12 protein-coding genes are annotated in these 13,603 nt (G+C 62.8%); 9 read left to right on the top strand and 3 right to left on the bottom strand.

What is annotated here, in order from left to right; translation table 11 throughout:
• Positions 1–33 precede the first annotated feature (33 nt).
• Positions 34–900 (bottom strand): HpcH/HpaI aldolase/citrate lyase family protein, encoded by an 867-nt coding sequence (locus ACXAG6_RS07375; RefSeq protein WP_475336571.1) that lies wholly within the window; start codon positions 898–900, stop codon positions 34–36.
• Positions 901–1,232: 332 nt separating this feature from the next.
• Here ACXAG6_RS07375 and ACXAG6_RS07370 point away from each other — a divergent pair, with 332 nt between their 5' ends.
• Positions 1,233–1,541 carry a hypothetical protein gene (locus ACXAG6_RS07370; protein WP_475336569.1) on the top strand — a complete coding sequence of 103 codons (309 nt, stop codon included), beginning with the start codon at positions 1,233–1,235 and terminating at the stop codon, positions 1,539–1,541.
• 21 nt (positions 1,542–1,562) lie between these two features.
• Here ACXAG6_RS07370 and ACXAG6_RS07365 read toward each other — a convergent pair whose 3' ends face one another.
• On the bottom strand, positions 1,563–2,315 hold the full coding sequence (locus ACXAG6_RS07365) for a sulfite exporter TauE/SafE family protein (protein WP_475336566.1): 753 nt from the start codon (positions 2,313–2,315) through the stop codon (positions 1,563–1,565).
• A gap of 146 nt (positions 2,316–2,461) precedes the next feature.
• On the opposite strand from ACXAG6_RS07365, the gene mdh reads away from it, so the two are divergent.
• Positions 2,462–3,424: a malate dehydrogenase gene (gene mdh / locus ACXAG6_RS07360; RefSeq protein ID WP_475336565.1), complete on the top strand. Its 963-nt coding sequence runs from the start codon at positions 2,462–2,464 to the stop codon at positions 3,422–3,424.
• The gene (locus ACXAG6_RS07355) at positions 3,417–4,262 is read left to right on the top strand and encodes a hypothetical protein (protein ID WP_475336563.1); all 846 of its coding nucleotides are present in this window, start codon (positions 3,417–3,419) and stop codon (positions 4,260–4,262) included. Before mdh ends, ACXAG6_RS07355 begins: the two co-directional genes overlap by 8 nt.
• Before the next feature lie 6 nt (positions 4,263–4,268).
• Here the strand turns inward: ACXAG6_RS07355 and ACXAG6_RS07350 are convergent, their stop codons facing one another.
• Positions 4,269–5,417 carry a glycosyltransferase family 2 protein gene (locus ACXAG6_RS07350; RefSeq protein WP_475336559.1) on the bottom strand — a complete coding sequence of 383 codons (1,149 nt, stop codon included), beginning with the start codon at positions 5,415–5,417 and terminating at the stop codon, positions 4,269–4,271.
• A gap of 161 nt (positions 5,418–5,578) precedes the next feature.
• Between ACXAG6_RS07350 and sucC the strand changes: the two genes are divergently transcribed.
• The 6 genes from sucC (at position 5,579) to ACXAG6_RS07320 (ending at position 13,554) form a co-directional block, all read left to right on the top strand.
• Positions 5,579–6,772, top strand: coding sequence for an ADP-forming succinate--CoA ligase subunit beta (gene sucC, locus ACXAG6_RS07345; protein ID WP_475336557.1), 1,194 nt, complete (start codon positions 5,579–5,581; stop codon positions 6,770–6,772).
• Between the two features lie 5 nt (positions 6,773–6,777).
• Positions 6,778–7,287 carry a hypothetical protein gene (locus ACXAG6_RS07340; RefSeq protein ID WP_475336554.1) on the top strand — a complete coding sequence of 170 codons (510 nt, stop codon included), beginning with the start codon at positions 6,778–6,780 and terminating at the stop codon, positions 7,285–7,287.
• Between the two features lie 72 nt (positions 7,288–7,359).
• On the top strand, positions 7,360–8,241 hold the full coding sequence (gene sucD, locus ACXAG6_RS07335) for a succinate--CoA ligase subunit alpha (RefSeq protein WP_475336551.1): 882 nt from the start codon (positions 7,360–7,362) through the stop codon (positions 8,239–8,241).
• A gap of 75 nt (positions 8,242–8,316) precedes the next feature.
• Positions 8,317–11,283, top strand: coding sequence for a 2-oxoglutarate dehydrogenase E1 component (locus ACXAG6_RS07330; protein WP_475336549.1), 2,967 nt, complete (start codon positions 8,317–8,319; stop codon positions 11,281–11,283).
• 3 nt (positions 11,284–11,286) lie between these two features.
• On the top strand, positions 11,287–12,849 hold the full coding sequence (odhB, locus tag ACXAG6_RS07325) for a 2-oxoglutarate dehydrogenase complex dihydrolipoyllysine-residue succinyltransferase (RefSeq protein ID WP_475336546.1): 1,563 nt from the start codon (positions 11,287–11,289) through the stop codon (positions 12,847–12,849).
• Positions 12,850–13,554 (top strand): hypothetical protein, encoded by a 705-nt coding sequence (locus tag ACXAG6_RS07320; protein ID WP_475336543.1) that lies wholly within the window; start codon positions 12,850–12,852, stop codon positions 13,552–13,554.
• The last annotated feature ends 49 nt before the right edge of the window (positions 13,555–13,603 follow it).

The raw sequence follows: 13,603 nt of genomic DNA, 5'->3' as shown, positions 1-13,603 counted from the left end.
CTCAGCAAGTGAACCGTTGAGTTCACTTTGCCCTCATTCGGCCATCGCTGCAATGGCCTCTGCCTTGGCGAGCGTGGCGCGGGCGGTTTCGATATGCAGGTTCTCCACGATCCGGCCATCGACCACCGCCACCCCCTGCCCGCTCGCCTCGACCTCTTGATAGGCCGCAATCTGGCGGCGTGCGAGGTCGATCTCGGTATCCGATGGGGCGAAGGCAGCGTTGGTGATGTCCAACTGCGCGGGGTGGATCAGGGTTTTGCCGTCAAACCCGAGGTCGCGGCCCTGCGCGCATTCGGCCTTCAGGCCCTCGTCGTCCTTGAAGGCATTATAGACCCCGTCGATGGCCACGATCCCGGCGGCCCGGGCAGCCATGAGGCATTGCTGGAGGGCGAACATCATTGGCAACCGGTCCGCGCGGCTGCGGCAGTTCAACTCCTTGGCCAGATCATTGGTGCCCATCACGAAGCCGCCCATGCCCGGAGCCTGCGCGATGGGGAGCGCGTTAAAGATGCCCATCGGCGTTTCCATCATCGCCCAGATCTTCGTGTTGGTGGCACCGGCCGCGTCGAGCTGCCCCTTTACGGCGGAAATTTCGTCAGCGTGGCCGACCTTGGGCAGCAAAATTGCATCGGGGGCCAGCTTGCACATGGCCTCAAGGTCCGCCGCGCCCCACTGCGTGTCTGCGCCGTTGACCCGGACGATGCGGGCACGCGGGCCATAGTCTGCCGTCGGGAGGGTTTTGGCCAGCAGCGCGCGCGCTTCCTCCTTGGCGTCCGCCGTCACCGCATCTTCAAGGTCGAAGATGATGGCATCGCACGGCAGGGTTGCCGCCTTCTCCTGCGCGCGGGGCTTGGAACCGGGAATATAGAGCAGCGAGCGATAGGGGCGTGTGGCGGGCATTGATTCTCTCCGGGCAGGTTGCACGCGCAGAAAGACCAAATGCTGCGCCGCCGCGCAAGATCATTTCTGAAAATGAGGCAGGATGGCAACTTTCGGTCCTTCCGAAGAGGGGCCTTTGCCACCGTCGCGGAGGGTTAACGAGATGATCACCACTTTTGGCGCAGCATTCTGACCGAGTCGGGCGACTGGAGGGCCGTTCTTGGCAGGGCCGCCAAGACAGACGGCAATAATCAGTCCGACCTTGCAAGACCGGCGCCGAATGCGCCACCCATGCCACCGGCAAAGCCGGGCACGCCCGACATGGGGCCACGCTGTCTAAAAGGGTTTGGACCATGAAAGAACTTCTCTTTATCGCCGCGGGCTTTGCCTGCCTCGCCGCCTCCGGGGCCGAGGCTCAGAACCGCAACTGCGCCAACCGTGAAAAGGTGGTTGCCCGCCTCGCCGATGGTTACGGCGAGAGCCGCCAGGCCATTGGGCTGGGCGCCAACAACCGGGTTGTCGAGACCTTCGCCAACCTGGAAAGCGGCACCTGGACTGTGGTTGTGACCATGCCCAATGGCATCACCTGCCTCGTCGCCTCGGGCAAGGCCTTTGAACTGGTGGAAGAGGCGCTGATCCCTGCGGGTGAGAAAGACGCCTGATACCGCGCGGATGCGCTGGTCTCAGGTCAGCGCGTCCCAGATCAGCTTGCCGCCGGTGAGCAGGAGCATCACGTAGGTGAGGGCAAAGAACGGCTTTTCGGGCACCACGTGATGCGCTTTCACCCCGAGCCATGCGCCAAGCACGGCGGCGGGGGCCAACCAGAGATCGAGCACCACGGTCTCTTTGGTGAAAACGCCGAGCGCCGCGTAGGGGATGAACTTGAGCAGGTTGATCGCCCAGAACACGATGACAGACGTCGCCTGATAGGTTGTCTTGCCCATTCCCTGGGCCAAGAGGAACACCGCGACGGGCGGGCCGCCCGCGTGGCTGAGGAAGCTGGTGAAGCCTGCAACCGCCCCTGCCGCCCCTCCGGTGACGGGATCGAACGGACGGTCGGGAATTTTGAGCAGACCCCACGACCGTGCCAGTTGATAGACCACGAAGAAGATAGCAATGGCTCCGATCAGCAGGCGGAAAGTATCGGCATCGGCAACCTGAAAGAGCCAGATCGCAAGCGCGATACCCGGAAGGCTGCCAAGGCAGAGGGCCCATGCGGAGGGGGTATGCCACTGCTTCCAGAAGCTCTTGAGCGTAAAAACGTCGATCAGCATGAGCAGCGGCAGTAACAACCCGACGGCCATGCGCGGATCAATCGCAAGGGCGAGAATCGGGGCCGCAGCGAAGGCCGCGCCAGAGCCGAAACCGCCCTTGGAAATGCCCGCAAACATCACCGCGGGCACCGCCACGGCCATCACCCATGGATCAGGCCACATGCCTGCCAACTCCTTGCATCTTTTAGCCTTTCCGCCCGTGCCCCATGTGCAGGTGCGGCATGTTTGCTGCATTGCAGCCTTGCACGCCCGCAAGCCATTGGCTAGGCGTGGCGAGATTTCATGTCACCAATGAGGGACGACCCATAATGGCCAGACCGAAGATCGCACTTATCGGCTCGGGACAGATCGGCGGCACGCTCGCCCACCTTGCCGCAATGAAGGAACTTGGGGACGTTGTCCTCTTTGATATCGCCGATGGTGTGCCGCAGGGCAAAGCGCTCGACATCGCTGAAAGCGGCCCTTCCGAGGGCTTCGACGCCGCCCTTTCGGGCACCACCGACTACGCCGCCATTGCCGGCGCCGACGTGTGCATCGTCACCGCCGGTGTGCCGCGCAAGCCCGGCATGAGCCGCGACGACCTGCTCGGCATCAACCTCAAGGTGATGAAGTCGGTCGGTGAGGGCATCGCCGCCCACGCGCCCGACGCCTTCGTAATCTGCATCACCAACCCGCTCGACGCGATGGTTTGGGCACTGCAGAAATTCAGTGGCCTGCCCGCCAACAAGGTGTGCGGCATGGCCGGCGTGCTCGACAGCGCCCGCTTCCGCCACTTCCTGAGCCTCGAATTTGGCGTATCGATGAAAGACGTCACCGCCTTCGTGCTCGGCGGCCACGGCGACACCATGGTGCCCTCCGCCCGCTACTCCACCGTTGCCGGCATCCCGCTGCCGGACCTCGTGGAAATGGGCTGGACCACGCAGGAAAAGCTCGACGCGATCATCCAGCGCACCCGTGACGGCGGCGCCGAGATTGTTGGCCTGCTGAAGACCGGCTCGGCCTATTACGCCCCGGCCACCTCCGCCATCGAGATGGCCGAGGCCTACCTGAAAGACCAGAAGCGCGTGCTGCCCTGCGCCGCCTATTGCGACGGCGAGATTGGCGTGAAGGACATGTATGTTGGCGTGCCGACCGTCATCGGCGCTGGTGGCATCGAGAAGGTTGTGGACATCAAGCTCAACAAGGAAGAGCAAGTGATGTTCGACAAGTCGGTCGAAGCCGTGAAGGGCCTTGTCGAGGCCTGCAAGGGCATCGACAGCTCGCTTGCCTGACGAAGGTTTCGTCTTTGCCGTCAGCGGTGCGGCCTACCTCCCGCTGACGGTGCGGGCGGCGGAGACCATCCGCCGTCACCATCCCGACCATCCGATAGACCTGTTCACCGATGTGCCCTGTGACGCATCGGTGTTTTCGCAGGTCACGATGCTGCAAACCTCGGGGTTTCGGCCCAAGTTCGAGGCGCTGTACCGCTCGCGCTTTGACCGCTCGATCTATCTGGACGGCGATGTCATCTGCACGGCCCCGATGGCGGATGTGTTCGAACTGCTCCATCACTTCGACATCGCCGCCGCTCATGAGCCCAACCGTAACTCCGACTGGGGCCGCAGGCCGTTTCGCACAGCCATTCCGGCGGCTTTTCCGCAGATCAACTCGGGCTGCATCGGGCTGCGTGCCTCACCGCAAACGCGCGCCTTCATGCAGAATATCGAGGCCGTTTTGACTGAAAGCGGATACGACCGCGACCAGCCTGTGCTGCGCGAATTGCTGTATCAGAGCGATCTGAGGTTGGCCGTGCTGCCGAGTGAGTACAACCTGATCGAGTTCACTGCGCTGGAGGCCATGGGGCGACGCACCGCTGCGCCCCGCCTTTTGCACCTGCCCCGCCTTCACAAGCATCTGCGCAAGCAACGCACGCGACGCGAGCTCCGCACGCTCGAGGAAGTTTGCGGCCCGCGCTATGCCCGTCACATTAAGCGCCTGATCACCGCAGACCGGACACTTGGCAATGACGGGGCCGTCACGCCGCTTCTGCGCCGTGGCTTGCTTGGGGCCATACACCTGCTGGTCAACGATATCCCCGCTGGCCTTCGCCGCCTCTTCACGCGGTACTGAAGCCGTTCACGCCGCCTGATTTGCAGCGATCTTCTTCATCAGTCGCTTGGCGTTCTCGCTGCCCAGCTTCAGATCGAAGGCGCGGAAGGAAAAATCGGCCTCGACCTCGGGGAAGACGCGGCGCATCGCCGCTTCGGGGTCGATCTTCATGGCGCTGAGGCGGCCATGCTCGGTGAGCGCGCGGGATTGATCCGGGGTCAGACCGGTGATCTTGCGGAAAAACCGCAAAAGCTCGGGCATGGTGGAAATATTGTCTCGCACCTCACGGACCTGCCGGGCGCGCTCTTGGTGCAGCAGCTTGTCGATGGCCTCATCGCCCTGCTCGGCATAGCGCAGGGTTTTTGCGGCCCAGTGCAGCGGCGTCAGCCCGTCGAAGTGCAGCACGTGCAGGCCGGTCGCCTTTTTGTGCTTGGCCCAGCCGTTGTTTTTGCCCGGCAGCTTGGCAGCATGGACCTGCACTTGAACCTTGTGCCCGGTGCGCACCAGCGGCTTGCCGTGGGATGAGCCTGCCAGCCCATTGGCCAGAAATGGCGTCACCTCTTCCCCGTAGATCCGCTTGGCAATCAGCGGGGCCTGTTTGATCGGATGGCGGAAGACTCCGGAGAAGATATGGTCGGAGGCGTCGCCCTCCAGCCAGCAGCGTTCAACCGCGGGCACACGGAGCCAGACATCATCGTCCTCCAGCCGCGCGACCTCTTCAGCGAAGGGGCGGGCCATGTGCAGGAATTCATCGGCGTCGAGGTGCAGCAGATAGTCGGCCTTCACCTTTTTATAAGCTTGAGAGGCATTGACCGCTTGGCGGGCATTCTGGTTGGGCGGGCGGCCTCGGCCACTTGTGACGTCGTTCCAATAGGCCTCGGTGCAGCGAATGGCGTTGACCCTTGGGGTTTTTACCAGAAGGGGGCGCACCGGATCGTCGGGATCATCGAGGTAGATGATGATCTTCTTGGCACCGAGCTCGAGGTGGTGTGCGACGAAGGCCAGCACCAGTTCGGCGGGCTCCCGAACGGTGGCCGTTACGGCAAAGCTGGGGGCGCGGCCTGGTTTGCCTGCGGGCGAGGCCTCTGCTTTCGGGGTCGTGTTCATGTGGTTATGCATATCGCCCCGCTCGGGCTCTGGCCAGCCCCGGTGCGAGCCGGGCAGGGTGATTCTCATGGTAGCGTTAGCAGCCCGTTAACTTGTGATCACACAATTCTCGGCTGTGATCACAAATCGCATTAATCCTGCCCAACCCCTGCATTTACAGGAAATTTTTGTTTGCCTGCCGCGCTGCCTGTGTCAAGGACAGGACAAACCGCAGCTTGAGGAACACCTTCATGAACATCCATGAGTATCAGGCGAAGGCCCTGCTTCGCTCCTACGGCGCCCCGGTCTCGGACGGCCGCGCCGTCCTGAAGGCCGATGAGGCCAAGACTGCCGCCGGAGCGCTCGATGGCCCGCTCTGGGTGGTGAAGGCGCAAATCCACGCGGGCGGGCGCGGCAAGGGCTCGTTCAAGGAAGCCGCTGCTGGCGAAAAGGGCGGTGTGCGCCTTGCCAAGTCGGTCGAAGAGGCCGCCGAGGAAGCCAAGAAGATGCTCGGCAAAACCCTCGTCACCCACCAGACCGGCCCGGCGGGCAAGCAGGTGAACCGCATCTACATCGAGGATGGCTCGGACATCACCTCCGAGTTCTACCTTGCCCTTCTGGTGGACAGGCAGACCAGCCGCGTGTCTTTCGTCTGCTCCACCGAGGGCGGCATGGACATTGAGGAAGTTGCCGCCGCGACGCCCGAGAAGATCCTGAGCTTCAGCGTTGATCCGGCCACAGGCTACCAGCCCTACCACGGTCGCCGCGTTGCCTTCGCCCTCGGGCTGGAGAGCGCCGCTGTCAAGCAATGCGTCAAGCTGATGGGCATTCTCTACAAAGCCTTCATGGAGAAGGACATGGAGATGCTGGAGATCAACCCGCTGATCCTCATGCCCAACGGCGAGCTGAAGGTGCTGGACGCCAAGCTCGGCTTCGACGGCAACGCGATGTATCGCCAGCCTGACGTTTCCGAACTGCGCGACACCACCGAAGAAGACCCGAAGGAGCTTGAGGCGTCCAAATACGACCTCAACTACATCGCGCTCGACGGCGAAATCGGCTGCATGGTGAACGGCGCGGGCCTTGCCATGGCGACGATGGACATCATCAAGCTCTACGGTGCCGAGCCTGCCAACTTCCTCGACGTAGGCGGCGGCGCGACCAAGGAAAAGGTGACCGAGGCCTTCAAGATCATCACCTCCGACCCGAACGTGAAGGGCATCCTCGTCAACATCTTCGGCGGGATCATGCGCTGCGACGTCATCGCCGAGGGCGTGATTGCTGCGGTGAAAGAGGTTGGCCTGCAGGTGCCGCTGGTGGTGCGCCTCGAGGGCACCAACGTGGAGAAAGGCAAGGAGATCATCAACAACTCCGATGTTGACGTGATCGCCGCCGACGACCTTTCGGACGGCGCAGAGAAGATCGTGAAGGCAGTGAAAGGCTAAGGCCGATGCGCCGCGCTCTCCCTCTCCTCGCCTGCCTCGTCGCCACCCCGGTGGCGGCGGATGACTTCGTTGCACTGCACAAGATGACCCGGCAGCTTTCCAAGCCTGACGGGGCGGAAGCGCAGAGCGGCGCATGGGCGGCCTGCCTTTTGGGCGGTGGCGATGAGGATGGGACAAAGGCCCTGTTCGACGTGGCTGGGTGGAATGTCTTTTCCGACCCCGCGATCGGCATGGCCGAGATCAGCCACCCCGCGTCGAACATCTACGTCTCGCTCTACATGGACGGCGCAATCTGTTCGGTCGCCCATACCTCCCAATCCTCCGATGAAGCCGCGCTGCTGTTGGAAAACTTCCTTCAGGTTGCGGGTATTAATCCGATGGAAGCCGAGGTTGAGGGCTGTGCGGGCTGGAAGATTGGCAGGTTCCGGAGCGTCGGCCTCACCTCCGGCGGGCAAGACCCTGTCTGCGTCGGCAATAACGACAACGATGTGCGGTTCTACTTCCCGTCGAACTGAAACGTATCGGGGCCGCAGGAGGCCCCGCCTGATAATCGGCCCGAGGGCCACGAAGCAAAGAGGAACGCGCCGATGGCCATTCTCGTCGATGAAAACACAAAGGTAATCTGTCAGGGCCTCACCGGCTCGCAGGGCACCTTCCACTCCGAGCAGGCCATCGCCTATGGCACCAAGATGGTTGGGGGGGTGACCCCCGGCAAGGGCGGCCAGAGCCACCTTGACCTGCCGGTCTTCAACTCGGTGCATGAGGCGAAGGCCGTGACCGGGGCCAATGCCTCCGTCATCTACGTGCCGCCGCCCTTTGCTGCCGACTCCATCCTTGAGGCGATCGACGCCGAGATGGAGCTGATCGTTTGCATCACCGAGGGCATCCCCGTGCTCGACATGATGAGCGTGAAGCGCGCGCTGGAGGGTTCGTCCTCCCGCCTCATCGGCCCCAACTGCCCCGGTGTCATCACGCCTGACGCCTGCAAGATCGGCATCATGCCCGGCCACATCCACAAGCGCGGCTCCGTTGGCGTGGTCTCGCGCTCGGGCACGCTGACCTATGAGGCCGTCAAGCAGACCTCCGACGCGGGCCTCGGCCAGTCCACCGCCGTCGGCATCGGCGGCGACCCGATCAAGGGCACCGAGCACATCGACGTGCTCGACATGTTCCTCGACGATGACGAGACCCAGTCGATCATCATGATCGGCGAGATTGGCGGCAGCGCCGAAGAAGAGGCCGCCGAGTTCCTCGCCGAGCAGAAGAAGAAGGGCCGCTGGAAGCCGACTGCTGGCTTCATCGCCGGCCGCACCGCCCCTCCGGGCCGCCGCATGGGCCATGCCGGTGCGATTGTTGCCGGTGGCAAAGGCGGCGCGGAAGACAAGATCGAAGCGATGAAATCCGCCGGGATCGTGGTTGCCGACAGCCCTGCTGGCCTCGGTGAAGCCGTGCTGAAGGCGATTGGCTAGGGCCGCGCAACATACGCCAAAACTGGCCGCCGGCGGGCTCCTCCGCCTGCGGCCTTCAACCTGTCAGGTGCTCAGATGACCGACCAAAGCCCCAACGACCTTTTCCATGCCTCCAGCTTCATGCAGGGGCACAACGCCGCCTACCTCGAACAGCTTTATGCCAAATACGCCGATGATCCGAATTCGGTTGATGGCGCATGGGCCGAGTTTTTCCGGCAGCTGGGTGACGGCGAGACCGATGTGAAGGCGGAGGCCAAGGGCCCCTCTTGGGCGCGGGGCGATTGGCCGCCGGTGCCGGGGGATGAACTGACAGCCGCACTCACCGGCGAGTGGCCGGCAGAGGCCACGCCCGAGGGCAAGGGCGCCGCGAAGAAGATCAAGGATGCGGCTGGCGCACAGGCTGCGCCGGTGAATGAAGAGGCGATCCGCACGGCCGTGCTCGACAGCATCCGCGCGCTCATGCTGATCCGCGCCTACCGGATCCGTGGCCATCTGGTGGCTGATCTCGACCCGCTGGGCATGCAGGACCAGACGCCCCACCCCGAGCTGGACCCGAAGAGCTACGGCTTTACCGATGCCGACATGGACCGGCCGATCTTCATCGACCAGGTGCTGGGCCTCAAGTTTGCCTCGCTGCGCCAGATCATCGACATCGTGCGCCGCACCTACTGCGGCACCTTCGCACTGCAATACATGCACATTTCCAACCCCGAAGAAGCCTCCTGGCTGAAGGAGCGCATCGAGGGGCTCGGCAAAGAAATCGCCTTTACCCGCGAGGGGCGGAAGGCGATTTTGAACAAGCTGGTCGAGGCCGAGGGCTTTGAGAAGTTTCTGCACGTGAAGTACATGGGCACGAAGCGCTTTGGCCTTGATGGCGGCGAGGCGCTGGTGCCTGCGATGGAGCAGATCATCAAGCGCGGCGGCTCGCTGGGCGTAAAGGAGATCGTGATCGGGATGCCCCACCGGGGCCGTCTCTCTGTGCTTGCCAATGTGATGGCAAAGCCCTATCGCGCAATCTTCAACGAGTTTCAGGGCGGCAGCTTCAAGCCCGAAGATGTCGATGGCTCGGGCGACGTGAAATATCACCTCGGCGCCTCCTCGGACCGTGAGTTTGATGGCAACAGCGTGCACCTCAGCCTCACCGCCAACCCCAGCCACCTTGAAGCCGTCAACCCGGTGGTGCTGGGCAAGGCCCGCGCCAAGCAGGACCAGCTTGGCGACAAGGAGCGCACCGAGGTGCTGCCGATCCTGCTGCACGGCGATGCAGCCTTTGCCGGGCAAGGCGTTGTGGCCGAGTGCTTTGGCCTCTCGGGCCTGCGTGGGCACCGCACCGGTGGCACCATTCATATCGTGGTGAACAACCAGATCGGCTTTACCACCGCGCCCCACTTCTCGCGCTCGTCCCCCTACCCCACCGACATCGCGCTGATGGTGGAAGCGCCGATCTTCCACGTGAACGGCGATGACCCGGAGGCCGTGGTACATGCCGCCAAGGTAGCCACCGAGTTCCGCCAGAAGTTCCACAAGGACGTGGTGCTCGACATCTTCTGTTATCGCCGCTTCGGCCATAACGAAGGCGACGAGCCGATGTTCACCAACCCGATCATGTACAAGCGGATCAAGGGCCACAAAACGACCCTGAGCCTCTACACCGAGCGGCTGGTGAAGGATGGCCTCATTCCCGAGGGCGAGATCGAAGACATGAAGGCGGCCTTCCAAAGCCACCTGAATGACGAATTTGAAGCCGGGAAGAACTTCAAGCCCAACAAGGCTGACTGGCTCGATGGCCGCTGGTCGCACCTCGACCGGCGCGGCGAGGAGTATCAGCGCGGCGAGACGGCGATTGCCGAAGAGACCTTCACCGAGGTTGGCAAGGCGCTGACCACCGCGCCCGAGGGCTATGCGCTGCACAAGACGGTGCAGCGGATGATGGGCGCCAAGGCTCAGATGATCGAAAAGGGTGAGGGCATCGACTGGGCGACCGGCGAAGCGCTGGCCTTTGGCTCGCTGCTCACCGAGGGCTACCCGGTGCGGCTCGCCGGGCAGGACAGCACGCGCGGCACCTTCTCGCAGCGCCACTCGGCCTTCGTCAATCAGGAGACGGAAGAGCGCTACTATCCGCTCAACCATATCCGCGCCGGTCAGGCCGGGTATGAGGTGATCGACTCCATGCTCTCGGAGTATGCGGTGCTGGGCTTCGAATACGGCTTCTCGCTGGCCGAACCGAATGCGCTGGTGCTCTGGGAGGCGCAGTTTGGCGATTTTGCCAACGGCGCGCAGATCATGTTTGACCAGTTCGTCAGCTCGGGTGAAAGCAAGTGGCTGCGGATGTCGGGCCTCGTCTGCCTGCTGCCGCATGGCTACGAGGGCCAGGGGCCGGAGCACTCTTCGGCGCGGCTGGAGCGCTTCTTGCAGATGTGCGGGCAAGACAACTGGATCGTCGCCAACTGCACGACCCCGGCCAACTACTTCCACATCCTGCGTCGCCAGATTCACCGCAGCTTCCGCAAGCCGCTCATCATGATGACGCCCAAGTCGCTGTTGCGGCACAAGATGGCGGTGAGCCGGCGGGAAGAGTTTACCACCGGATCCAGCTTCCACCGGGTGCTGTGGGATGACGCCGAACATGGCAACTCCGACACCAAGCTGGTGGCCGACGACAAGATCCGCCGCGTGGTGATGTGCTCGGGCAAGGTCTACTTCGATCTGCTCGAAGCGCGCGACGCTGCCGGGATCGACGATGTCTACCTGCTGCGTGTCGAGCAGTTTTACCCCTTCCCCGCCATCAGCCTCGTCAAGGAGCTGGAGCGGTTCAAGGGAGCAGAGATGGTATGGTGCCAGGAAGAGCCCAAGAACCAGGGCGCGTGGAGCTATATCGAACCGAACATCGAATGGGTGCTGGGCCGGATCAAGGCAAAGTACGGCCGCCCAGCCTATGCAGGCCGCGCCACCTCGGCCTCTCCGGCCACCGGCCTCGCCTCGCAGCACAAAGCACAACAGGAAGCCCTCGTGAACGAGGCGCTCGGAATTGAAGGAAACTGATCAATGAGCACCGAAGTCCGCGTGCCCACTCTGGGCGAAAGCGTTACCGAGGCCACCGTTGCCACCTGGTTCAAGAAACCGGGCGATGCTGTTGCCGCCGATGAAATGCTCTGCGAGCTGGAGACCGACAAGGTCACCGTAGAAGTGCCCTCCCCCGCTGCTGGCGTGATGGGCGAGATCGTCGCCGCCGAGGGCGAGACGGTGGGCGTTGATGCGCTGCTGGCGACCATTTCCGAGGGTGGCGAAGGTACCGCCCCCGCGAAAGAAGAGCCCAAGGCCGAGAAGCCGAAGGCCGAAGAGGCCGCGCCTGCCGAGAGTGCTGGCGGTGATGCCGGTGGCGAAAGCGTGGACGTTATGGTGCCGACGCTGGGTGAAAGCGTTACCGAGGCAACCGTGGCGACGTGGTTCAAGAAGGTGGGTGACAGCGTCGAAGCCGACGAGATGCTTTGCGAGCTGGAAACCGACAAGGTGAGCGTTGAAGTGCCCGCCCCCTCCGCCGGGACGATCACCGAGATCATCGCCGAAGAGGGCTCTACTGTTGAGGCGGGCGGCAAGCTTGCGGTGATGGGCGGGGCCTCGGGTGGCTCCTCCTCGGCGAAGCCCGCCGAAAGCGGCAAGGATGAAGCCGCGCCCAAGGCCCCCGAAGCGGCCACCGCCGCCAAGGGCGCCGATGTGGAAAACGCGCCTTCGGCCAACAAGATGATGGCAGAGAAGGGCCTTTCGGAGAGTGACGTGAAAGGCACCGGCAAGGATGGCCGGATCATGAAGGAAGACGTGATGAAGGCCGTGCAGGCGGGCGTTTCGGCCTCCTCCTCCGCGCCCGCCCCCGCCTCCCCGCCGCGCGGCCCTGTTGCCGCCGAGGACGAGGCACGCGAAGAGCGGGTGAAGATGACGCGCCTGCGCCAAACCATCGCCCGCCGCCTCAAGGACGCGCAAAACACTGCCGCGATCCTGACCACCTACAACGAGGTGGACATGACCGAGGTGATGGCGCTGCGGAACGAGTACAAAGACCTCTTCCTCAAGAAGCATGGCGTGAAGCTGGGCTTCATGTCGTTCTTCACCAAGGCCTGCGTGCATGCGCTGGGTGAGGTGCCGGAAGTGAACGCCGAGATCGACGGCACCGATATTGTCTACAAGAACTTCGTCCACATGGGCATTGCCGCGGGCACGCCCCAAGGCCTCGTGGTGCCGGTGATCCGCAACGCGGATGCGATGAGTTTTGCCGAGATCGAGAAGGCGATTGCCGAGAAGGGCGCCCGCGCGCGCGACGGCAAGCTCTCAATGGCAGAAATGCAGGGCGGCACCTTCACCATCTCCAACGGCGGCGTCTACGGCTCGCTGATGTCGTCCCCCATCCTGAACCCGCCGCAGTCGGGCATCCTCGGCATGCACAAGATTCAGGAGCGGCCGATGGTTGTGGGCGGTGAGATCGTGATCCGCCCGATGATGTATCTCGCGCTGAGCTACGATCACCGCATCGTGGACGGCAAAGGCGCCGTGACCTTCCTCGTGCGGGTGAAAGAGGCGCTGGAAGACCCGCGCCGGCTCCTGATGGACCTGTGAATGATTTTACAACTACTGCATCACGAAGACTTTGAGGATCTGCCGGAAGAGTCCGGGGCTAGGTGGGTGGCGATAGAGAACATCGCCCGATCACGGCTGGAGAATGCTCTCAGCGATGATGAAAGTGAGCGCACCGGCAAGGCCTTAAAAATGCAGTACATGGAGATTGTCACTGCCGCCGCTGAGGAGCTAGGCATTCAAGGAATCGCGATTCCATCTGGCAATGACCCGACCTCTCGGCTGGATGGTTTCATGATCGGAGCCCAAGCTGTGGCAACTCGCCAGCACTTGAAGATGGGCACCGGAGTGAAGCCTTTCGGCTTTAAAGTCCATGAACGGGCTAAAGCAGAAATAAGAGTACTGGTAGCTAAGATCCACGATGAGATAGGCAATCTTGGGTTAACGGAACCCAGAGAAAAAAGGCTGCGGACTGAAATTCAAAGTTTCCTACAGGAGCTCGAAGCACCACGGTCGCGATTTTCTGTAGGCAGCGCGCATCTGATGGCCATTTTCACGGCGGTGAACCTAGCTGTTACTACCGCGGCGAGCGGACCAGAAGCACTTGAAGCCGTTAAGTCAGCTATGACCATTTGGGCAGATGAGCACAGCAAGGCCGAGAGCCGTAGACTTGGCATTGAACATGAAGCGCCCCCGGCTCTTTTGGAGCCTCCCCAAAAGCTAATCCCGGGGCCCACCGATGAATAGCAATGTAATCGCGGACTGGACGAGTTTCCTCTCAAAACAAACCTCAATA

Source organism: Vannielia sp. ABF1_015 (genome assembly GCF_056160745.1).
The sequence above is the reverse complement of the archived record's forward strand: the minus strand, read 5'-3'. Positions and strand labels throughout refer to the sequence as shown.